Genomic DNA, 22,195 nt, shown 5'->3' on the forward strand with positions numbered 1-22,195 from the left:
TTCTATTGTAATTGGGTAGTTTTATTCTAGAATGACATTTAAACTTAATCCTACTCGTAAACAAGAAGATCCCCGACTTCTTAAAGAAGTCGGGGATCTGAGCCTTTGGCAGAGGTGACTTACCTGCTAATCATTTTTATTACCTACCAGGAACCTTCAACCCACGACGCTCAAGGATTTGCCGCACTTCTGGGCTGGGGTTGTAGTTATAGCCGTAGGAGGAGTTCTCAGAGTCGTCCATGATTTGAGGTGTAAGCAATACAATCACCTCATTGCGCTGATTATTTCTGTTTGTACTTCTAAACAGCGAACCAATAAGTGGAAGATCACCCAAAATAGGAATCTTGGTGATAGTTGTCCGGTCTGTGTCTTGAATGATGCCTGAAAGAATAAGTGTTTGACCATCTCGTAGGCGAATTGTACCAGAATTTAGCGATCGCTCAGACACCAAAAATATTTGTTGGACATTACCTCCTCCCAAATTTAGATTAGCTGACGATTGGGGTGCTTTAACAACGGGAGCCACTGATAGGGATACAAAACCATTGTCATCAATCCGATCTACTTTGACAGCTAGGGTTAAACCCACGTCTGTTTTCTCAGCTGTAATTGTTTGTGTAGCGAGATTATCAGCACTACTTATTGTGCTCGTAATGTTACCTAGCACCTCCTGGGTCAGCTTGACATTAGCCGTTTGACCTTCTTGCACAATTAAGGTGGGGTCAGTCAAAATCTTGGCGTTGCCATTTGTAACCTGAGCCTGCAAACTAGCGAGTAACCGTTTGGGGAACTGGTATAAACTTGGTAAGGCTAATCCGTCGGATGTAATACCTGCTGTTTGAGGATTAGAGTTTGCTCCAGCAGTACCTGATGTTAAGTTAGTCGGGTCAATAAAAACATTTGCGCTACTAAGTGGATTAGTGGTTATAGGTGTACTAGTCACACTGCTTCTCGCTTCAGCATTTGTAGCTGGTCTAGAACCGCCGAAATTAAAAGTCGCTGCACCACCTTCACTGTTAAAGAAGTTGTTGCCGATCCCAAAAGAAAAGCTGGTGTTGTAATCCTGGGTGTTTAAGAGGTTAACATCAATAATCTTGACGTTGACTACCACTTGACGACGGCGAATATCAAGCTGAGTTAGTTGAGCCATTGCAATTTCAATGAGTCTAGGAGGGCCAATTAAGGTAAGGGAATTGGTGCGCTCATCTCCTAATGCCTGTAAACCTCTCAGTAATGGGCTAGAGTCTGTAAAATTAGCGCGTTGGGTTTCCAGTCTAGTTTCCGTGGTCGTCTGAGTTTGGGTGATAGGTGCAACTCCAGTACCCACGGGTACGGCACTAACACTGGTAACTTGTCGTTCGCGGCTGACGGCACTTTCTGCTCCTAAGCCAACCAAAAAATTCAGAGCGGTTCCCACCGTTACCTGATTGAGTCGCATACTACGCATAATCATGTCACGGGTCGCATTAGGTAGTTTAGCCCCGACAAAAACTGTACGACCACTGCGATTAGCTTCTAAACCACTCAAGCGCAAAACGTAGTTAAACACATCTTGCACTGGCTCGTTTTCTATATCTAAAGAAATAGTTTGAGAAACTGCTGGTGCATTAGCAGCGGTACCTTGCTCACCTCCTACGTAAGCCAAGTTCAAACCAGCAGCACGAGCAAGCAGTGACAAAACCTCACGCACTGGCGCATCTCGCAGCACTAGGCGGGGTACACGTTCCTGAGTTCCCAAGTCAACTGTGCTAGGAGAAGCATCGGTAGCGGAAATAGCAATATCTCCTACTGGTGGGGCGACGGCTCGAGGTAAGAAAGGTGGAGCCTGACTCACAGGTTGACCTGGCCCAGCAGCTTGTGCAGGTTGTCCGTCAATGGTGACTTCCGGGTTGGGAACGAGAACATTTGGCTTTTGACCAGGTTGGGCTGGACTAGTAACAGGCGGTGCTGTGGATGTTGGTGCTGATGCTGTAGTGCCTGCCGATGGGCTAAAGCTGAGTGTAATTCCATTTGGCGATCGCACCACGGGTTGACTGCCTGGTGCATTGTTGCTACCAGTTACCGTCACCCGAATGCTATTAGCATCAAGCTGACTAACCTCAACAGAGGCAATTCCTGGTGCTGGGTTATCTTGACGAAAAGTATTACCTTGTGGTAATCGTAATTGAGTGTTAATAATATCGGCGACTAAAGCCTTGCCTCTTTTTGTAGTGAAAACTTGGGGGCGCGACCCGGAAGAAGTTTTCAAAGCAACGCTAATTCCACCATTAACAGGATTTAACTGGACACCAGTAACTTGACTAATTTGTGCCCAAACTGGTTGAGCTGTCAAAAATACAAAAGCGGCAGTACCTAAAATAAAACTATTACCGTGAAGCTGTTTCACAGTTCATTCCTCACCTTATAAAACCTTGTTTACATACAATTATTGAGTAGGCGGTTAGAAACCACACGCCAATTGCTTATGGGGAAACCCCATTGGCGCTAGCCTCTCCTTTTTGGAGAAGACCGCGCTGGCTTGACTACACGAGACTTTACCCACCTACCCTGCGGGAACGCCAAGGGCGAACGTGAGTTTCAAAACCCTCAATTTTAATCCTTAGTCTGCGGGAAGGCTTTGTCTACGCTTGTATAGCCGCGAATTCTATTCGTCCTGGCTCTAATTTGACTACTTTTTTGGAGCAGCTTTAGCTGCTGCGGCTATTTCTTCTGGACTAAGTGGCATCAATACCTGTAACTGGAATGATGTATTAATCGCTGCTGGGCCTACCTGCATCGGTGTTTTATCTAATGGGGATCTTGTCTCTGCTGGAGCCAAAGTTGCTTGATAATCTTTAACTATTAACAAAGGCTGTAACCGCTCAATGTTACGAATTATCGATTGTGTTTGTTCATAAGTTGCTGTAATTTCGGCATTAATACTACTGCGTTGCAGCTTGCCGTTAACCTGTTCTCCCAGACTTCCATCGGTAATCGGTTCTGGTTTTTGGGAAATTGGCACAAATTTCTTCAGTTTGGCTCTTACTGCATTAATAGAAGTTGGAGTATTGCCAGACTCAATTAAGCGGTTCAAATCCAATAGCAATGTATCTAAGGTTTTTTCGTTAGCAAATAAACTTAAAACCTGAACTTTTTGCTGCTTTGCCTGTGCTAGTTCGTCTTTAACTTTGTCAATCTGTTTGATATTGGCTTTTTTTTGCTCAATTTGCGCTTGCAGTTCAGAGCTTTTGGCTTGCTGCTGCTGATAGCTTTCCCAAGCTGGCATCAGCAGGTTTAACAATATATAACCTGCTCCCGCTAAACCAATTACCCCCACTAAGATCCCAATAATTTTTGGTGTGAAGGCAATACCAAATACCACAGGTGAGGCTGGCGTTGCCTGGTCGAATTCCCCACCTTGTTCGGCAAAATTTAAATCGTCACTCAGCGTCATTTTGAAATGACTCCTGTTTGTTGCATATTACGAATTCGAGTTACTAACCCCACTGTGCCTTTTTTTTCCAACTCTCGAATTAATTCCGACGCCGGAACGTCGTTCATGCTCGATTGAATAGTGTATTTAACTACTTGAGGTGGCTTAATTATTACATCATTAGAAGATTGACTCGCACTTGATGTTAAGGGAGCCTCTACTAACGTTGCTGTCAGAATTCTGGTTTCTGTAGACTTCAAAAACTGAGACTGTTGTAAACTCAATAAGAAATCATTGACATCATTAAAGGAACGAGCCAATCCGTTAATTTCTAATCCTCCTGCCGGATTATTTGGTGGCTGACCTGCCACTACCGCTACAGGTGGGATTTGCTTGATGTTCTCGATTTGCACTGCCGTTGGGATGCGATCGCGCAAATCTTGCAACATTGCTGACCAAGGACGAATCTGGTCAAATACAGTTACTAAAGCTTGGGTTTCCCCTTTAACTGCGTTCGTTTCGGCTTTGATATTGTTAATATTTCCTATTTCTGTATCTAATCTCTTGCTTTCTTGGTCTAGTTGTGCAATCTGACCATCTAATTCAACAATCTTCCCTTGCAGGAACCACCAACCAACTCCTAATAAAGCTGGAAGACCTACACCTACTGCAACTCCCACATACAGTAGTGTCAAATCTCCCGTAGGAAACTTTAGGGCTATTCCTCCCTTTCTCTCTGGCTTTTTCTGGTATGCTGGGCGGTCTTTAAGAAAGTTAACATCTAGGCTGTACATTTTATTACACCTCCCGCATTCCTAGACCGAGTACAATTGCCAAGCCAGAGCGTTGTACCTGTGGATATTTATCAGTGTCCACTTCCAAAGACAAAGACCCGATTGGATCTATTTGGGTAGTTGGCAAGCTCAATCGTTGGGTAAAAAATTCATCTAGCTGTTGAAGTCCACCTCCTGGGCCAGCTAATAAAATCTGCGCTACCTCCAAATTTTCACTTTGATTCAGGTAAAAATCGATAGAACGGCGCAGTTCATCCGTTAATTCTCCCAAGACTCTCAATATGGCAGCCATGCCAGGATCGAGTTCGGTAACGCCAGTTTTACCGCCGTCTATGGGAGTTGCGGGAATAACCATTCCGTGTAACAGCTCCATATCTCGTGATGTAGGTAAGCTCATTGCCCTTGCTAAGGCAGTTTGCATTTGATAAGTCCCGATGGGGACTGTGCGCGAAAATTGCGGTACTCCGTTAACGATGATGGCTATTTCTGTACTGTCAAACTCGATATCAACTAGTACTGCTGCTTCTTGCGGCCCAAATTGTCGCAGTTGTTCGCGAATAGTCCGAATCAGAGCAAAACTGTTAATTTCTAAAACATCAATTTGTAATCCGGCCTGCTCGAATGTACTTATATAGGTATCCGTTATCTCCTTGCGGGTGGCAACTAAGAGTACGTGTACTTTTTCAATGCCATCTTCATCTACAAAGTACCCAAGTTTCTGATAATCTACATCAGCCTCTTCACGAGGATAGGGTAAATACAAACCTGCTTCATGGTTCAGCACCATTTCTCGCAGCTCTTTATCATCTAACTCTGCTGGCACTGGTATAATCCGAACGATAGAATCTCGTCCTGGTACACCAGTAGCAACGTGAGAAGTTTTGATTTTGCTCTCAGCTAGCGCTTGCTGGATTAATTGCGCCATTGCTGGAGGGTCGCTGATTTGACCATCGATAACTATTCCTTCTGGAACTGCTACCGATGTATAGATTTCTAGTTTCAAGCCTTGACCCTGCTTGCGTAGCTGAACAACATTCACCCGTTCGGGAGCAAGTTCAATGCCTACCCCTTTTTTCGATTTGCCAAACAGACTATTGAAGCTTTTTACCACAGTTGTGCCCGCTGCACTGCTAAATTGAAAATTTAAATTTGTTGCAGTAAAGGCGTTATATATTACGTCTTTACGGGTAATTTATTTAGCCTATAATCTCAACAATTTTGTCTAAGCTTTTCACACCGATCAAGCGTATAAATACTGGGAAAATGATTCAATTGCGAAAATCTAAACAACTTGTTGCCTTGGTACTGCTTGGCTTATTAACCAGTTGGATTATAAGTTGCAGCACAGGTAACGTTAATACAAGTACAAAACAAGCTACTTCACGAGTGGGAACTGTTGAGTTTTGGACAATGCAACTTCAACCTCAATTTACCGACTACTTCAAAAGGCTAATTGCGAATTTTGAATCGCAAAATCCAAGTATAAAGATTAACTGGGTCGATGTACCTTGGGCGGCAATGGAGAACAAAATATTAACAGCTGTCTCCGCAAAAACGCCACCTGATGTAGTTAACTTGAATCCGGGTTTTGCTTCCCAACTTGCCGGACGAAATGCCTGGTTAGATTTAGATGCAAAAGTCCCGAATGATGTACGTTCCTCCTATCTGCCGAATATCTGGAAAGCAAGCACGCTTAATGGCAAGAGTTTTGGGATTCCCTGGTATCTCACCACACGGTTAACCATTTATAACACTGATTTATTAAAACAGGCAGGTATCAATAAATCACCTGCAACCTACGCAGAATTGGCACAAGCAGCGCAACAAATTAAAGATAAAACTGGCAAATATGCCTTTTTTGTGACTTTCGTACCGCAAGATTCTGGTGAAGTGCTGGAATCTTTTGTGCAAATGGGAGTCACTCTAATAGATGCTGAGGGTAAAGCGGCGTTTAATTCAGCACCAGGTAAGGCAGCGTTTCAGTATTGGGTAGACTTGTATAAAAAAGGGTTGCTTCCTAAAGAGGCTTTAACCCAAGGACATCGCCACGCGATCGATTTATACCAATCTGGAGAGACAGCGTTTCTAGCTTCTGGCCCAGAGTTTCTGAAAACGATCGCTAATAATGCCCCGAAAATTGCTCAAGCTTCGGAAATAGCACCTCAACTTACTGGTGACACAGGTAAGAAGAATGTCGCGGTGATGAACATAGTTATTCCCCGCGACACTAAACAACCAGATGGCGCTGTGAAATTTGCTTTATTTGTCACCAATGACGAAAATCAGTTAGCCTTTGCTAAAGCTGCAAATGTCTTACCTTCTACAATCAAAGCATTGTCTGATAGTTACTTTAAAGATGTTCCAGCTAATGCTTCAACAATAGAAAAAGCGCGAGTTATGAGCGCTCAAGAACTGCCAAAGGCAGAAATACTGACCCCTACCTTGAAGGATTTCAACAAACTGCAAAAGGCTGTTTACGAAAACTTGCAAGCAGCAATGTTAGGCCAGAAGACTGTAGATAAAGCCGTAGAAGATGCGGCGCAAGAGTGGAACAGTACTAGGAGTTAGGAAACAAACGAAAAATAAATAGCTAAATATAAGAATTCCGGGGCGGAAAATCGATGTAAGACTTACGCTCGCATTGTCAGAACTTAGGCAAGTTGCGTAAGTCCTGTTTGAAAAAGGGTGTCTTGGACGAACTACGCTTGCACCACAAAATCTAATGCCATAAGAGTTGGCGCACCAGTTAGAGTCGCAAATAGACCACCGCTACCAAAACCAGCCGCACTGCCATTTTGGTTATAGAACAACTGCCCACTCACAGGATCATAAACAATTTTTGCCGTGCTAGTCCCTGTTGAAGAAGTAATTTCAAAATCACTGCTGTTACTAAAACTTGCTCCCGCAGTTGAAGCGATCGCACTAAAAGTAGTTTTATCTAAGATAATTTGATCACCTTGTGACCTCTTAAAGTCAGCGATGGTATCTACACCAATACCATTCAGGGCAGAAGCAGCATCAGTGTTGTAAAGGAATTTGTCAGCACCCGTACCACCTGTGAGTACGTCATTGCCAGCACCGCCAACGAGAGTATCATTGCCGAATCCACCAGTGAGAGTATCATCCCCTGACCCACCCCGCAACAGGTCATTACCACCGAAGCCATTAATAATGTCGTTACCAGCATTGCCGTCGATGATGTTGTTGCTGTCTGTGCCGACAAGAGTATCTTTACCAGCAGTTCCCGTTAGGTTAATGGTGCTGCTCTTGCCTATATTCTTCCCACCAAATACCACGTAGGCCTGCCCTCCTGAATTGGTGTCGTTGGGGAAGGCTTTTGGTGCCCCGATAATCAGGTCAGCGATGCCATCTGAGTTGACATCTCCGGCACTGCTGACAGAATTGCCTGACCCGTCCAATAAACTGATGCCATTGATAATGAAGCCGTTAGCGCCGTTAAGGTCAGAGAGGTTGAGAGTGGCGCTCCATCCTGTGCTCTTGCCAAATACCACGTAGCTTTGCCCAGATAAGTAGCCATTAGGGTCGGCACCGTCTGCCCCGATAATCAGGTCGTCGATGCCGTCGGAGTTGACATCTCCGGCACTGCTGACAGACTCGCCTGACCAGTCACTTTCATTGATGCCGTTGATCGCAAAACCGTTAGCGCCGTTAAGGTCGGAGAGGTTGAAAGTGGCGCTCCATCCTGTGCTCTTGCCAAATACCACGTAGCTCTGCCCTGACCCGAGGCCGTTAGCGCCTGCAAATCTTGCCCCGATAATCAGGTCGTCGATACCGTCGGAGTTAACATCTCCGGCACTGCTGACAGAAACGCCTGAGTTGTCACTATTATTGATACCGTTGATCGCGAAGCCGTTAGCGCCGTTGAGGTCAGAGAGATTGACAGTGGCGCTCCATCCTGTGCTCTTGCCAAATACCACGTAGCTCTGCCCCGACGCGATGCCATTGGGGTCGGCTTCCTGTGCCCCGATAATCAGGTCAGCGATGCCGTCGGAGTTGACATCTCCGGCACTGCTGACAGAAAAGCCTGAGGAGTCATCCTGATTGATGCCGTTGATCGCGAAGCCGTTAGCGCCGTTGAGGTCAGAGAGGTTGAGAGTGGCGCTCCATCCTGTCCTCTTACCAAATACCACGTAGCTTTGCCCTGAATTGGAGCCGTTGGGGTCGGCATGGTATGCTCCGATAATCAAGTCAGCGATGCCGTCGGCGTTGACATCTCCGGCACTGCTAACAGAACGGCCTAAAATGTCATATTTATTGATGCCGTTGATCGCAAAGCCGTTAGCGCCGTTGAGGTCAGAGAGGTTGAGAGTGGCGCTCCATCCTGTGCTCTTGCCAAATACCACGTAGCTCTGCCCTGACGAGTAGCCATTGGGGTTGGCTCCAAATGCCCCGATAATCAGGTCAGCGATGCCGTCGGAGTTAACATCTCCGGCACTACTGACAGAAATGCCTGAGGCGTCACCTTTATTGATGCCGTTGATCGCGAAGCCATTAGCGCCGTTGAGGTCAGAGAGGTTGAGTTGGGGGCTAAAGCCTGTGCTCTTGCCAAACACCACGTAGCTCTGCCCTGAAAGAGAGCCGTTAGGGTCGGCAAAATATGCCCCGATAATTAGGTCAGCGATGCCGTCGGAGTTGACATCTCCAGCACTACTGACAGAAACGCCTGAGCTGTCACTATTATTGATACCGTTGATCGCGAAGCCATTAGCGCCGTTGAGGTCAGAGAGATTCAATGATGAATTAACCATGATTTTCTCATGTATTGGTAGTGATTTAGGAAGTCGAGAGCCTTGGTAAATGGAATTGGCGGCTACACAAAGTTTTTTTGCTTGCGCGGACTCACAAAAAATTCCAGTTCTGAAACCTGCCTTCGTGTAGCGTCCCCTTTGTAATTCGTAATTCGTAATACTCGTATACAGGCAACAAGCAAGCTACGTAATTCGTAATTAGGAAGTTTAATCACGAATTACAAGGCTTACAATTACCAGTTGTGTAGATGTGCGTAGGCATCACCCTTACGGGGTGACAAATTCAAGCTAAGAAAAATTGTACCTCAACAGCGATGCCTGCGGCGGGCTACACCTACGCACTCATCCTCAGCAGCTAGTAGAACTACCCGCAGCTTCATTCCAAGAGTGAACATTTTTCTATGAAACTTAAATTACTTGTGTGAGTGATGATACACCAACACCTGCCTTAAGCCGCTTCTCTACGAGACGCTTTGCGAATGGATCTAGATGAATTGCCGCTACAGCTTGTAGTTTTGCCTAAATCCTGTAGGCGCATCTTCAAAAATAAATGGTATTAGTATCTCAACTTTGAACATTTGCAGCAAATACTTTAACCTTTGCAGCAAATGTTATTACATATATAAGAAAGGCTTAAGTATTTGCAAGAAATGTATAATCATTTGCTGCAATTACTTTAACCTTTGTAACAAATACTCTTATATGTATAAGAAAGGCTTAAGTATTTGCAGGAAAGGTATAATCCTTTGCTGCAATTACTTTAACCTTTGCAACAAATACTCTTATATGTATAAGAAAGGCTTAAGTATTTGCAACAATTATTGTAGTGAATTTATAGATATAGCTGTTGCTAAAAAATCGCCTACTAAATAAAGTGAACCACACACAATTATTAAATCGTCTGTGGTAGTGGTTGAGGTTGCGGTTTCGAGTGCTGTGAATAAATCTGGATGGATTTGGCGATCGCTTAATTGGGGACAGAGGCTGTAAGCTAGGTTTGATAAGTAGTCTAGGTCAGCGGAAGTTCTACCGGGCCAAGGTTCTACTGGTATTGGCACTAAATAAAGGCGATCGCCTGGTCGCAGTAAGGCGGTAAAAATATCAGTATGATCCTTATCGGCAAACATTCCCATAACCCAATTGACTGGCTCATGGTTAACTGCGTCTAAGCTATCGACATACTGGCGAAGAACTTCGGCGGCGGCGGTATTATGAGCGCCATCAAGTAATAATTTATGGTTTTTCCAGGTAGTCCATTGCATCCGCCCCGGCCATTTAGTTTTTGCCATGCCGTTAATTATGGCTTCTTCAGAAATCTGCCAACCCTGTTGTTGGAGAATTTCTAAAGCTGCTATTGCCAAAGCTGAATTTGCTAATTGAATTTGTCCCGCTAATGGCAAAGGGTATTTAATTAAGTTTGAATTTTGAATATTTTGATATTCTGCCCATCCTGTAGCGATTTGACGGGCGGGTTGAGGCGTAAAAATCGGGCATTGTAATTCTAAGGCACGCGATCGCACCACTTTGTCTGCCTCTGGTGGTAATGGCCCAACCACAACAGGACATCCAGGTTTGAGAATACCTGCTTTTTCTCTAGCAATATCAACGATGGTAGGGCCAAGTTGCTGCCAGTGTTCCCGGCTAATGGAAGTGACGATCGTAACCAGAGGTTCCAAACAGACATTGGTTGCATCTAAGCGCCCTCCTAGTCCGACTTCTACCACAGCCACATCAACTTGCTGCTGGGCAAAATATAACCAAGCAACCGCTGTAATTACTTCAAACTGAGTTGCCGATTCGTCATCAGAGCGAATAACCTCTTGGACTTTTTCTAATAATTGACTCAATTCCTCTGAGGAAATTGGCTGTTCATTCAGACAAATACGTTCCGTCCAATCAACTAAATGGGGGGAAGTGTAGCGTCCTGTACGATAACCAGCCTCAGTGAGTACGGAGGAAAGATAGGCACAAACTGAACCTTTGCCATTAGTGCCAGCAATATGAATTACCGGGACTTGGTGATGGGGATTGCCGAGATTTGCCAATAGATTGACAATGCGATCGAGTCCCAGATGGACGCCAAAGCGTTGCAGCGGTTGTATTACAGAATCGATATCCAAAGAAGGGGAGTGGGGAGTAGGGAGATGGGTGAGTAGAGGAGCAGGGGGAAATGCCCAATGCCCCATGCCCGATTAATCAATTTAGGCTTCCCGATCAAAAAAGCCTTGAATTTGTCTTAAAGCCGCAGCGCCAATATTAAACACTGCCCAGCTAGCGGCAATAACAACTGGTGCTAAAACGATCGCTATACGAAAATCGATATCCATATCTAGAACCCCTCTCTTAAGTAGAAATTAAAGTTTTGTCAACAGCTCTCATTTTTATTTTTAGCTGAAGTGGGCAATTTTTCCAAATACAAATGTAAAGAATATTTAATTTATGGGGCATTGGGCATTGGTTATTCCCCTTGTCCTTACTCCTTAAGACTTCTTAAAACCAATATCAGTACCTTTACCAGCATGAACTAAAGCTAACTTTTGGTAACGTTTAGCGTGTTCAATCAGTTCTGCGGCTTCAACATCTGTTACTTGGCGTAACACTTTACCTGGAATACCGACAACTAAGGACAAAGGCGGTACATTTTTAGTTACCACTGCGCCAGCACCAATAATGCTACCAGCGCCCACTCTTACCCCATCTAAAATCACTGCGCCAATACCAATCAAACTTCCACGCTCAATGTAAGCAGAATGTACTACAGCGCGATGCCCTACGGTAACATGATCTTCTAAAATTGTTGGAAAACCAGCGTCACCATGTAGAATTGCACCATCTTGAATATTGGTGCATTCGCCAATTTCAATTTGTTCTACATCTCCCCTCACCACTGCTCCATACCAAATGCTCACTCCTGTTGCTATATTTACCGAACCCATAACAACAGCATTGTCCGCAATGAAGGCAGCTTGAGAAAAATCAGGAGATGTCCAGTAAGAAGCGGTAGACACGATAGAATATGAATATGGTACCCAGGAACACTGGAGAAACTCTAACCTTTGAGGCTGGTTGCACAACCAGGATATCACAGCGTCAAGCCTCTACGCTGAGGAAAACACTAGTGAACAATGTTCCTGCTGCAACACCGTGTCTATGCAGCAGTGAGCAAGTAACCCAAAGTGGTTGAGCCGAAGTGTATAATCCAACCCACTAGTGCTGGTGAAGACAAAATTATGTTTGTACGCACTTCATGATGAATCCAGGTTTGCAGTACCCGATGTTTGGGCCGGAAATACAGTGTCCCCATTGTCGCCAGACTATTCCGGCGCTGACACTAACAGATACCTATTTGTGTCCGCGTCATGGCGCGTTTGAAGCTAATCCTAAAAATGGAGAGTTAATCCATTTGCAATCGGGGCGTCATTGGCGGAGGTGGAATAATGAATGGTATAGACAACATACTCATCCTGATGGTATCCGCTTTGAAATTCACGAAGCATTAGACAAGCTCTATACCCAAGGCTTTCGAGCAACACGAGTGATTATTGCTCGACGCTATCAGGAATTGATGAGTGGCTACTTAGAACGCAGTACGCCTTGGCGTTCTGGACAACCAGAAGCTACTGCTGCGCGTTTGTACGGTTTACCCGTGGAGTTTAGCCCCGATACCTCAGATGATGCCTGTTGGGAAGTGATTAATTTTGACTTGGAAAAAGAGCCTGGTGTCCCTGTACGCTACCCTTATTTCAGGTTATTTGAATAATGGTCATTGGTCATTGGTCATTGGTCATTTGACAAATGACTAATGACAACTGACAAAGGACAAATTATGCACCACGCTTCTATTCGGACTGCGAATATTCATCGAGCGATCGCTTTCTACGAACATTTAGGGTTTACAATCTCAGAACGCTTTACCACAGGCTACACCCTAGCTTGCTGGATGGAAGGATTGGGCGGCAGAATTGAACTGATCCAAATTCCCGAACCAAAACCAGCCCCAGATGCCTTTGCTGACGAACATTATGTGGGATATTATCATCTCTCGTTTGATTTAACTGAGATTACACCAGATTTACCTAGTTGGTTGACAAGTTTACAAGAACGTGTAGCGCTAGCTGCTGAGAGTCAACCCGAAGAATTACAACCGTTGCAGGTACTTTTAGAGCCGACACAACAGCAAATAGGCGATCGCATTTACGAAGTAGCTTTCATCGCCGATACCGATGGTTTACCTCTGGAATTCATTCGGGTTTTAGCAAAACTCCCGTAATTTAGCTTTTTTATTACCTTTGTTGCTAATATATTGTTTTTCTGCATTGTTACTGAAGTAACAGATTTTTTTGCCAGATTAAAGTGTAGTCACTCTCCAAAATAAGTATGTAACTTAATTTACAGATATATTTGCTAAATACATGTATGGATTTTCCAAATTTTATTCCAAATTTTATAAATATCCCTTGCCGTTATTACTTTTAAGTTTATGGCTAGTAGCTGTTTTTTTGTTGAGCGATGACCTGCTCATAGCCAACATGCAGTTATATCTAATAAAGAAAAATATCAGTCAACCTTGCTAGCAAAAAGAATAATGCCCTCAACACTGACAGAAAATGTCCGCAAGACAGTGCTGGAAAATGGTCTAACTGTCCTGACAAAGGAAGTGCATACTGCGCCAGTGGTGACGGTGCAGGTGTGGTACAAGGTTGGCTCACGCAACGAAGAACCGGGTGTGAATGGCATTGCCCACCAGTTGGAACACATGATGTTTAAAGGCACTCGCAATCGTCCAATTCAATTTGGACGTTTGTTTAGTGCTTTAGGTAGTGATTCCAATGCTTTCACCAGCTACGATCAAACTGCATATTACGGTACTGTGGAACGAAACAAGCTGAAAGCGCTTTTGGTGCTGGAAGCAGACAGAATGCAAAATTCCCAGATTGAGCCGGAGCAATTAGCGAGTGAAAAGCGGGTAGTAATTTCGGAGTTGCAGGGTTACGAAAATAGTCCAGAATATCGCCTCAACCGCGCTGTCATGCAAGCGGTGTTTCCCAATCATGCTTACGGGTTGCCTGTAGGTGGCACCAAAGCTGATGTCGAGAAATTTGAAGTTGAGCAGGTAGAAAAATATTACCGCAATTTTTACAGTCCCGATAATGCCGTCTTAGTGATTGTTGGAGATTTTCAAACTGCAAATACCCTCAAAACAATTAAAGAAGTATTTGGCAAATTACCAAAGAGGCAGGAGGCAGGAGTTATTTCTCCCTCATCTCCATCACACAGCACTCAGCACGGGCTAAACCTTAGCTATCCGCTAACAGTACTCACCACTCCCATAGTATTGCGAGAACCGGGAGCAGGGCGGCTGTTACAAGTTGTGTATCCGCTACCGGATGCAAATCAACCGGATGTTCCAGCGCTGGATGTGATGGATTACATCTTGACAGAGGGACGGAATTCTAGACTTTATCAGGCATTGGTGGAATCAGGTTTAGCTAGTGAAGTTACAGCATCCATCACCAGTTTGCGAGAATCTGGCTGGTATGAGGTGTTGGTAACGGCTGGAGCTAAACAAGATTTGAAAAAAATTGACTCAATGTTGAGTAGTGCGATCGCTAATGTAGCAGAAAAAGGTGTGACATCTGAGGAAGTAGAACGAGCTAAAACTCAACTAACAGCAGATGTAATTTTGAGTAACCGTGATATTACTTCTCAAGCAATGCGATTGGGCACTGATGAGACAACTGTTGGTGATTATCGCTACACAGATCGCTATTTGGCAGCTGTTGCTCTGGTGAAGCCGACGGATGTTGTTGCTGTCATTAACAAATACTTGACAAAAGAAGCGCGGACAGTAGGCTTTTTTGAACCAACCCAGAAGCGGATAACAGAAGTTGCTGACAAACCAGACTCAGCCCAAACTATAGAAAATTTCTCTCCTGGCGCACCTGTGCTTTTTTCTGAGGTGATGAAGTACTTACCGCCTGTGGATTTGGCTACAGATGCGATTCCCCAAGTCTTACCAGATGAATTTAAATTTACCAACGGATTGCGAATATTATTGTTACCCGATCGGAGTACTCCCACAGTTACCTTGAGCGGCTATATTCAAGCTGGGACAGAATTTGATCCAGATAATAAAGCTGGGTTGGCTGCTTTTGTGGCAGATAATTTGCTAAATGGCACGAAGAACAAGGATGTTTTAACTATTGCTAAAGTCTTAGGAGAACGAGGGGCAAGTCTAGACTTTCAAACCTACCGCGAAGGTGTGCATATCGAAGGTGATAGTTTAGCAGATGATTTGCCGATACTCCTGGAGATATTGGCAGATGTTGTTAAAAATAGTACCTTTCCAACCAAAGAGTTGGAACTGCATCGCCAACAAACCTTAACTGATTTGCAACTGGAATTAGATGAGCCATCAGAAGTAGCTAGAAGAATATTTGTTCAGTCAATTTATCCGAAAAAACATCCCTTACATACTTTTCCCACAGAGGAGAGTTTACAGCAGATTCAGCGCCAGGATGTGATTGATTTCAAAGCTAAACATTATCGTCCAGATACAACAGTGCTAGCGCTGGTGGGAGATTTTGATCTAGACAAAGTGCGATCGCTCATTCACAATAAGTTTGGAGACTGGGAAGTTAGCGGTCAAGCACCCACATTAAAATATCCCTCAGTGGCAATGCCGGAGAAAATAGTCAGTGTCAACCCAGTTTTACCAGATAAAGCCCAAGCTGTAACTTATATGGGTTACACAGGCATTAACCGTTATGATCCTCGGTTTCAGGCAGCCTTAGTATTGAACCAGATTTTGGGAGGCGATACCTTATCTAGTAGACTGGGTGCAGAAGTGCGCGATCGCCAAGGTTTGAGCTATGGAATTTATAGCTCCTTTGAAGCTGGAAAAAATGCGGGCACATTTTTGATAGAAATGCAAACTAGTCCTGAAGATAGCAGTAAAGCGATCGCTAGCACCCGCCAAATACTACAACAAATCCATCAACAAGGTGTAACTGTACTAGAAGTAGAAACAGCTAAACGTACTCTCATCAGCAATTACAACGTTTCCCTGGCAAACCCAGAGGAATTAACAGATAGAATTCTGATGAATGAGGTATACGGACTAGATAAAGTAGAATTGCACTCCTTCACCGAGCAAATCCAGAAAGTCACCCTTACCCAAGTTAACCAAGCGGCTCGTGAGTTACTCCACTCAGATCAAATCGTAGTCGTTACTGCTGGGCCATCTGTGTTAGCAGAGAAAAGCATTAGGTAGAGATGGGCACTGAGCATGGATAATATAAAGAATGGGTAAAGTGGTTTTTCCTGCTATCTATAAATTGTTCCTGCTCATCAGTATTGCCTTTTGAAAACTAGTGATGAAAATTTATCACCATTTTTACGAAATTGTAATTAAACGTCTTGCTTTCTCAACTCCTACTTGGGTACAAATATTACGGCAGAACTAGGTGATATTAGCGTTGCTTCTAGCTCTAAATTTTATTGCTAGCTACTCCAGCAATCGCGGCGAATGTGCCTGGTGATTTGCTCAAGCAACCTGCTACAGAAATTACAGTTAGCTTGGGTAATTCGGCTAACGAATTAAAATCCCTCATTTTAGACAAAACTGTACTAACTCCCATAGTGCATCGTGAAAAATAACTTAGGGCGTTTTTGATTCAAGTCCAACATATTAGGAGTATGCAAATATGTTATTCTATATACATTAGCGCCCAAAATAGAAGAATCCCTATCAGCGATTAAAATAACTTAAATTATAGATATTATTTCTCAATTAACCTAGAGAAAGCATTGATACTTCAGCATCAGAGCCACCAGTAATTATTAATTTCCTATGAACATTTTCAGTAACTTACTTTCTCAAACAACTCAGCCTGCACCTGCGAAAAAACAGCGCCGAGGAATCGAAATTAAATCGCCGCGTGAAATTGAAATCATGCGGCAATCATCGACAATTGTAGCAACTGTCCTCAAAGAAATTTCCGAGCTAGTAAAGCCAGGAATGACAACAGCTGATTTGGATGCTTATGCAGAAAAACGCATCCGCGAAATGGGTGCAACACCGAGTTTTAAAGGATATCACGGCTTTCCAGGTTCTATCTGTTCCAGCATTAACAATGAAGCAGTACATGGGATTCCTAGCCCCAAGAAAGTGATTCGCGTCGGGGATGTATTAAAAGTAGATACAGGTGCTTATTACCAAGGCTTTCATGGTGATTCTTGTATTTCAATTGCTGTGGGTGAGGTGACGCAAGAAGCTGCTAAATTAATTCGCGTAGCAGAAGAAGCTTTATATAAGGGCATTGAACAAGTAAAAGCTGGTGTATACCTGCTTGACTTAGCTGGAGCAATTGAAGATCATGTGAAATCTAACGGCTTTAGTATAGTTGAAGAATTCACTGGACACGGTGTCGGTCGTAACCTGCATGAAGAACCTTCAGTATTTAACTATCGTACCCGCGAGATGCCAAATGTTAAACTTCGGGCGGGGATGACGCTGGCAATTGAGCCAATTTTAAATGCGGGTTCCAGACACACACGAACATTATCTGATCGTTGGACAGCAGTCACTATGGATAATTCTTTATCGGCTCAGTTTGAGCATACAGTTTTAGTGACAGAGACTGGTTATGAGATTTTGACTGACCGTTCTAAAATGTAATTGTTAGTTGTAATTATCTATTGTTGAGAGGTGAAGCGTCGAAAGAGGACGATTTACCTCTTTATTTTTTAACGCATAGATTATACCAAATTGAAAAAAGAATGCGACAGATGGTAAATGTAAGAAAGGTAGTAATTTAAGGTATGTGCTAACAGGGGTAATACCAAATCCTATCTAATTTTTCACAAATGATTTAGGACTGCTGACTAGTCGCTGCATGATTAGTTTTATAAATAGAAAGCATCTCTTTAGCTTGTACAGAGACAGACGTACTTTCTGGAATAGCTTCTAATAAATTAATTGCTTGCTGCCATTTATCTTGTGCTTGCTGCCGACTTAGTTGTGAATGAGGTGAATTTTGAACAAATAAATTAGCTTCTGTTGCTAGCTTGTGGGCAGATTCTAAGTTTCCTACAGCTTCCTTTTCAATTAGCACTCTTTGACTGATAAATTTATAGTTAATTTGATAGTAAGCTAATTTCTTCTTTGCCCGGTCATAAACTGATGTTTTAGCAGGAATTTTATCTAACAAGTTTATTGCCTGATACCATTTAGTTTCTGCTTGTTGCCAGACTTGTAGAGGATGCGGCGGATTTTGAACCAGAGAAGCAGCCTCCATACCGAGTTTTTCAGCAGATTTAAAGTTGGCGATCGCACTTCCTTCTTGAGTTAAACTTAGATTTTGCTCTCTAATTTTCAAAGCACCAAAAGTTAAGATTAATAAACTTGAGGCGATAATCAAAGCTGAACGTACTGTTTTTGGTGTTGAAAACTTTGGTAATATTTCTACTTCCTGGCTACTAATTACTTCTTTACTACTTTCCTCTTCAATCTTTTTCAAGGCTTGTTTTGCCTGTAGATTTAAAGTATCACCCTGAATAATTAAAGCAGCAATTTGTTCTTGGAAAGAATCACAATCATTGAGAATATCGGTCAACTCTTTAAATTTACCTTCACTCGATATAATTAATTCGTGGTCATCATCTAACCACTCTAAAGCAAAACCAGATTTACCATAAAAAGCTGATACACCTAATAAAATCTTTAAGAAGCTGCGACTATCTTTAATAGTATCAAAAATATAATTTAATTTTTGTTTTAACTGTAATAGTTGTTTTTGATAATTGCTAGTTTTTTCAATTTGATATTGCAAAATATTAGCTTTACCCAAATCCAAGTCAATTTTTAAGCTCTCATTCAATGTTTTAAATTCATTGGATATACTTAAATTAATAATATCGGAATTTAGTTGATTTACTAATTGAATATCACTGAGAATATCAGTTGCTATTGCTTGTAAAAAATAACCCCATTCAATCCAAGCATCAATTTTTGATTGTAAATCAGTCAAGGAAATTTTAGTTTCTGAATTCCCAAATTTTTCTGCTATGGCTGGATCTACTAATCCTAGACTAGGTATAAATAAAGTAGCTTCTGTGATTATTCGAGGAAGTGTAGCGATCGCAGAATTTTTGACGTTATCAAATCTCAATTCCTGAGCGATTAATTTGTTAATATTTCGTAGCTGTTCCTGAGCATTATTAATTAGGATAATTTGCTCCATGATTTGATTAGAATCGCCAATAGTCAGTTTTAGACTCTGAATCAGTGTTGGCAATTCACTAACAAGTATTTCTAGGTTAGCCATAAATACCCCTTAGAGATTTGTCGAAAGTTTATACAAAACAATTAAAATGGCTTGAGTAAGAATATAACCACGCCTATTGCATCTGAGCATCCTAGTTGAGTCACAAATCCCAGAAGCTATAAAATGTATAGTTCCCGAAAATCCTGCTAAAGTAACAATTTCAGTTTCAAAATCCCAGATAAAGACAAAATTATCCATTCACTAACCTATGAATGAAGTTGATTTAGCATTTACCCCAGCACTAGAGTTGGCGCAGTTAATTCGTCGCCGGGAAATATCACCGCTAGAGTTGGTAGAAATATATTTAGAACGGATTGGGCAATTAAATCCCCAATTAGGAAGTTATTTTACGGTGACGGCAGAATTAGCGATCGCAGATGCCAAAGCCAAAACAGAATTATTGACAACTACCTCAGAACTACCGCCATTTTTTGGCGTACCGATTTCCATTAAAGACCTTAATGCTGTAGCAGGTGTTACCTGTACCTATGGAAATCCGGCATTACTGAACAATATCCCTAACTATGATGATGGTGTTGTAACGCGGATTAAGCAAGCTGGATTTACTATTGTTGGTAAAACAGCCACTTCCGAATTAGGTTCATTGCCATACAGCGAACCTGCGGGTTTTCCCCCAGCGCGAAATCCGTGGAATTTAGAATACACCCCTGGCGGTTCCAGTGGTGGCGCAGCAGCGGCAGTAGCAGCGGGATTGTGTGCGATCGCTCAAGGTTCTGATGGCGGTGGTTCAATTCGGGGGCCTGCGGCTTGTTGTGGTTTGGTAGGAATTAAGCCATCCAGAGGTAGGGTGAGTAAAGCACCCGTAGGCGAACGCCTCGCTGGAATTGCCGTCAACGGCCCGATCGCCCGGACTGTAGCTGATGCTGCTGCCCTTTTGGATACCATCTCTGGCTATCTCACAGGCGATCCTTACTGGTTGCCCGATCCTAAACCATCATTTCTCGCTGCAACTGGGACAAAACTTGGTGCTTTGCGAATTGCCTTTGACACTAGCATTTCTCCTTTGGGAGAAGCTGACGCGAACTGTCAGCAAGGTGTCCGGCAAACAGTCCAGTTATTAGAACAACTCGGCCATCACATTGAACAAAAATCCCCAGATTTTAGCGGTTTAGTTGAACCATTTCAAATCGTTTGGCAAGCTGGGGTAGCTGCATCAGGACTTCCTGTTGAAGCTTTACAGCCATTGAATCGCTGGCTATTTGCACGCACAGGTTCTGTTGCCCAGTACCTGCAAGCAGTTTCCCAAATGCAGGTAGTAGCACGGCAGATTGTCGCGTTTTTTGATACTGTGGATGTGCTGGTATTGCCAGTTTATCTACATTCACCTATCCGCATTGGGGAATGGGCTTCGCTGAGTCCAGAAGAGACATTCCAAAATATTATTGAGTGGGTTGCCCCTTGTCCGCCTGCAAATGCAACTGGACAACCTGCGATCGCAATTCCTGTAGGCTTTGATAGTAAGGGTTTACCCATGAGTGTGCAGCTAATTGGTAAACCTGCCGCTGAAGCGACACTCATCAGCCTAGCAGCACAATTAGAAGCGGCTAACCCTTGGATTGATCGTCGTCCAGCCTTTGCAATATAAGGCTAATCATGCAGGCATCCCTGGAACAACTTTCGCAAATTATCGTGTTTGCAGGTTTAGAAACAGCAGAGAAGATCAGTTTGCAACCTGACACTCAGGTGCAAGGCTATCGCAAAGGAGAGATTATTCTGCATGAGGGTGATATCTTACCAGCAAAACTCTACGCTGTTGTCAGTGGATTAATTCAAGTTACCAAAACAGCAAAAACGGGGAAAGAAACAATTCTCCGCGCCTTAGCTGCTGGAGAAATTTTTGCGGCTCCGGCTTTGTTGGGAAATGGAATTTCTCCGGCAACTGTCACTGCTGAATCTGATTGTGAAATCCTCACTGTAGAGCGAGATGCTTTATTAAAAGCTATTGGTCAAAATCCTGAAATCGCCTTACGAATGCTGATGGTTTTTAACAGTCGGATTCAGCAATTACATGAAACAGTCCACGGATTAGTTTCTGAAAGGGCTATTGTTCGCCTTGCGAGATTAATTCAATATTTTGCTGCCGCATCGGGAATTGAATCTACTTCCCAAGGTGAATGTTTAAAAGTCAAATTATCTTATTATCGGATGGCTCGAAGTAGCGGCATTACTTACGAAGAATGCGTGCGGTTAATTAAAAGTCTCAAGTCAGTAATTGCTTATCGCCGGGGTGGGACGATTATGATCCTTGATGTTGAGAAATTAGATGCGATTGCTTCTGGAGATATAGATTAGTAGTGGCGCACATCTGTACGCCACTACACGCAGGGGACAGCAATTCAGACTGCTACAGCGACTCTATCCTGTTCGCGTGCAGCAACAACTAAAACTAGACATAGAGCTGCGATCGCTTTTTGCCATTCCTGCCGAACTTGCACATCTTCGACACCTTCAAATATCTCTACCAAGCGGGGAATAGAAGCTTCTAAAGCCAGACGAGGTACTGGACGGTGTAACTCAACTAAATGAGTTAAACTTTTTTGATTATGGACGAAACCAATTACCCATGTTGTTGTGTGATCGGGACCATCAGGAACCCGCTTGACTCCCAACTCATTTTTTAGCCAGTTATAAAAAGGTGGTAATTCCTTAGCTAAAACTCCTCCTGCTGTGGGTAAAGTTTCCTTAAGTAAATTGGTATCTAAGCTGTTTAATTCTTGTTGCAATTCAGGTGAATTGAGAACTTTAGTTAGAGGTTGTGATAGTATTTCTTCCAACTGAGTTTCAGAGAAATTTAAATTTTGAGCAAAAGTTAAAAGTAGCGATCGCATTTTTTTAGACTCCATAATTAACTAATTTTTATCTGCGACTTTC

Annotated in this window: 16 protein-coding genes and 2 pseudogenes; 8 read left to right on the forward strand and 10 right to left on the reverse strand. The window is 43.1% G+C overall.

Annotated features, from left to right (window positions below; genetic code table 11):
* Nucleotides 1-139: 139 nt before the first annotated feature.
* From V7L12_RS12155 to pilM, 4 genes are all read right to left on the reverse strand, one after another.
* On the reverse strand, nucleotides 140-2,386 hold the full coding sequence (locus V7L12_RS12155) for an AMIN domain-containing protein (RefSeq protein WP_335084492.1): 2,247 nt from the start codon (nucleotides 2,384-2,386) through the stop codon (nucleotides 140-142).
* A 282-nt stretch (nucleotides 2,387-2,668) separates the two neighbouring features.
* Nucleotides 2,669-3,433, reverse strand: a complete 765-nt coding sequence (locus tag V7L12_RS12160) for a pilus assembly protein PilO (RefSeq protein WP_335084493.1) — start codon at nucleotides 3,431-3,433, stop codon at nucleotides 2,669-2,671.
* Entirely contained in the window at nucleotides 3,430-4,206 is a 777-nt protein-coding gene (locus tag V7L12_RS12165) for a PilN domain-containing protein (protein WP_335084494.1), read from the reverse strand. The genes V7L12_RS12160 and V7L12_RS12165 overlap by 4 nt, the downstream gene beginning before the upstream one ends.
* A 4-nt stretch (nucleotides 4,207-4,210) precedes the next feature.
* Complete coding sequence (gene pilM / locus V7L12_RS12170; protein WP_289795820.1) at nucleotides 4,211-5,317, reverse strand: type IV pilus assembly protein PilM; 1,107 nt, start codon at nucleotides 5,315-5,317, stop codon at nucleotides 4,211-4,213.
* A gap of 152 nt (nucleotides 5,318-5,469) precedes the next feature.
* Between pilM and V7L12_RS12175 the strand changes: the two genes are divergently transcribed.
* Nucleotides 5,470-6,774 (forward strand): ABC transporter substrate-binding protein, encoded by a 1,305-nt coding sequence (locus tag V7L12_RS12175; protein ID WP_335084495.1) that lies wholly within the window; start codon nucleotides 5,470-5,472, stop codon nucleotides 6,772-6,774.
* Between the two features lie 131 nt (nucleotides 6,775-6,905).
* Here V7L12_RS12175 and V7L12_RS12180 read toward each other — a convergent pair whose 3' ends face one another.
* From V7L12_RS12180 to V7L12_RS12195, 4 genes are all read right to left on the reverse strand, one after another.
* A complete protein-coding gene (locus tag V7L12_RS12180; RefSeq protein ID WP_335084496.1) occupies nucleotides 6,906-8,975 on the reverse strand; it encodes a hypothetical protein in 2,070 nt (689 codons plus the stop codon).
* 818 nt (nucleotides 8,976-9,793) lie between these two features.
* Entirely contained in the window at nucleotides 9,794-11,095 is a 1,302-nt protein-coding gene (locus V7L12_RS12185; protein ID WP_335084527.1) for a bifunctional folylpolyglutamate synthase/dihydrofolate synthase, read from the reverse strand.
* Nucleotides 11,096-11,176: 81 nt separating this feature from the next.
* Nucleotides 11,177-11,302: a photosystem II protein Y gene (locus V7L12_RS12190; RefSeq protein ID WP_334815914.1), complete on the reverse strand. Its 126-nt coding sequence runs from the start codon at nucleotides 11,300-11,302 to the stop codon at nucleotides 11,177-11,179.
* 153 nt (nucleotides 11,303-11,455) lie between these two features.
* Nucleotides 11,456-11,983 carry a gamma carbonic anhydrase family protein gene (locus V7L12_RS12195; protein ID WP_335084497.1) on the reverse strand — a complete coding sequence of 176 codons (528 nt, stop codon included), beginning with the start codon at nucleotides 11,981-11,983 and terminating at the stop codon, nucleotides 11,456-11,458.
* A gap of 242 nt (nucleotides 11,984-12,225) precedes the next feature.
* On the opposite strand from V7L12_RS12195, the gene V7L12_RS12200 reads away from it, so the two are divergent.
* The 5 genes and pseudogenes from V7L12_RS12200 (at nucleotide 12,226) to map (ending at nucleotide 17,655) form a co-directional block, all read left to right on the forward strand.
* Complete coding sequence (locus tag V7L12_RS12200) at nucleotides 12,226-12,735, forward strand: TIGR02652 family protein (protein WP_442939936.1); 510 nt, start codon at nucleotides 12,226-12,228, stop codon at nucleotides 12,733-12,735.
* A gap of 66 nt (nucleotides 12,736-12,801) precedes the next feature.
* Nucleotides 12,802-13,245: a VOC family protein gene (locus V7L12_RS12205; protein ID WP_335084528.1), complete on the forward strand. Its 444-nt coding sequence runs from the start codon at nucleotides 12,802-12,804 to the stop codon at nucleotides 13,243-13,245.
* 142 nt (nucleotides 13,246-13,387) lie between these two features.
* Nucleotides 13,388-16,248: pseudogene (locus V7L12_RS12210) on the forward strand (M16 family metallopeptidase).
* A gap of 193 nt (nucleotides 16,249-16,441) precedes the next feature.
* A pseudogene (locus tag V7L12_RS33185) lies at nucleotides 16,442-16,580 on the forward strand (copper-binding protein); the annotation flags it as partial.
* A 247-nt stretch (nucleotides 16,581-16,827) separates the two neighbouring features.
* Nucleotides 16,828-17,655 carry a type I methionyl aminopeptidase gene (map, locus tag V7L12_RS12220; RefSeq protein ID WP_334815924.1) on the forward strand — a complete coding sequence of 276 codons (828 nt, stop codon included), beginning with the start codon at nucleotides 16,828-16,830 and terminating at the stop codon, nucleotides 17,653-17,655.
* 193 nt (nucleotides 17,656-17,848) lie between these two features.
* Here map and V7L12_RS12225 read toward each other — a convergent pair whose 3' ends face one another.
* Nucleotides 17,849-19,303: a hypothetical protein gene (locus tag V7L12_RS12225; RefSeq protein WP_335084498.1), complete on the reverse strand. Its 1,455-nt coding sequence runs from the start codon at nucleotides 19,301-19,303 to the stop codon at nucleotides 17,849-17,851.
* Between the two features lie 208 nt (nucleotides 19,304-19,511).
* Between V7L12_RS12225 and V7L12_RS12230 the strand changes: the two genes are divergently transcribed.
* Together V7L12_RS12230 and V7L12_RS12235 are read left to right on the forward strand one after the other, a co-directional pair.
* Nucleotides 19,512-20,909, forward strand: a complete 1,398-nt coding sequence (locus V7L12_RS12230; RefSeq protein WP_335084499.1) for an amidase — start codon at nucleotides 19,512-19,514, stop codon at nucleotides 20,907-20,909.
* 8 nt (nucleotides 20,910-20,917) lie between these two features.
* Nucleotides 20,918-21,616, forward strand: coding sequence for a Crp/Fnr family transcriptional regulator (locus V7L12_RS12235; protein WP_335084500.1), 699 nt, complete (start codon nucleotides 20,918-20,920; stop codon nucleotides 21,614-21,616).
* Between the two features lie 44 nt (nucleotides 21,617-21,660).
* On the opposite strand, the gene V7L12_RS12240 is transcribed toward V7L12_RS12235, so the two are convergent.
* Nucleotides 21,661-22,152 (reverse strand): hypothetical protein, encoded by a 492-nt coding sequence (locus tag V7L12_RS12240; RefSeq protein ID WP_335084529.1) that lies wholly within the window; start codon nucleotides 22,150-22,152, stop codon nucleotides 21,661-21,663.
* Between the last annotated feature and the right edge of the window lie 43 nt (nucleotides 22,153-22,195).

Source organism: Nostoc sp. (assembly GCF_036918245.1).
Classification (GTDB): Bacteria; Cyanobacteriota; Cyanobacteriia; order Cyanobacteriales; family Nostocaceae; genus Nostoc.

Coding starts and splice junctions, on each gene's coding strand:
- V7L12_RS12160 (WP_335084493.1), bottom strand. CDS start 3,433: ATGACGCTGAGTGACGATTTAAATTTTGCCGAACAAGGTGGGGAATTC.
- V7L12_RS12165 (WP_335084494.1), bottom strand. CDS start 4,206: ATGTACAGCCTAGATGTTAACTTTCTTAAAGACCGCCCAGCATACCAG.
- V7L12_RS12175 (WP_335084495.1), top strand. CDS start 5,470: ATGATTCAATTGCGAAAATCTAAACAACTTGTTGCCTTGGTACTGCTT.
- V7L12_RS12180 (WP_335084496.1), bottom strand. CDS start 8,975: ATGGTTAATTCATCATTGAATCTCTCTGACCTCAACGGCGCTAATGGC.
- V7L12_RS12190 (WP_334815914.1), bottom strand. CDS start 11,302: ATGGATATCGATTTTCGTATAGCGATCGTTTTAGCACCAGTTGTTATT.
- V7L12_RS12200 (WP_442939936.1), top strand. CDS start 12,226: ATGAATCCAGGTTTGCAGTACCCGATGTTTGGGCCGGAAATACAGTGT.
- V7L12_RS12205 (WP_335084528.1), top strand. CDS start 12,802: ATGCACCACGCTTCTATTCGGACTGCGAATATTCATCGAGCGATCGCT.
- map (WP_334815924.1), top strand. CDS start 16,828: ATGAACATTTTCAGTAACTTACTTTCTCAAACAACTCAGCCTGCACCT.
- V7L12_RS12225 (WP_335084498.1), bottom strand. CDS start 19,303: ATGGCTAACCTAGAAATACTTGTTAGTGAATTGCCAACACTGATTCAG.
- V7L12_RS12230 (WP_335084499.1), top strand. CDS start 19,512: ATGAATGAAGTTGATTTAGCATTTACCCCAGCACTAGAGTTGGCGCAG.
- V7L12_RS12235 (WP_335084500.1), top strand. CDS start 20,918: ATGCAGGCATCCCTGGAACAACTTTCGCAAATTATCGTGTTTGCAGGT.
- V7L12_RS12240 (WP_335084529.1), bottom strand. CDS start 22,152: ATGCGATCGCTACTTTTAACTTTTGCTCAAAATTTAAATTTCTCTGAA.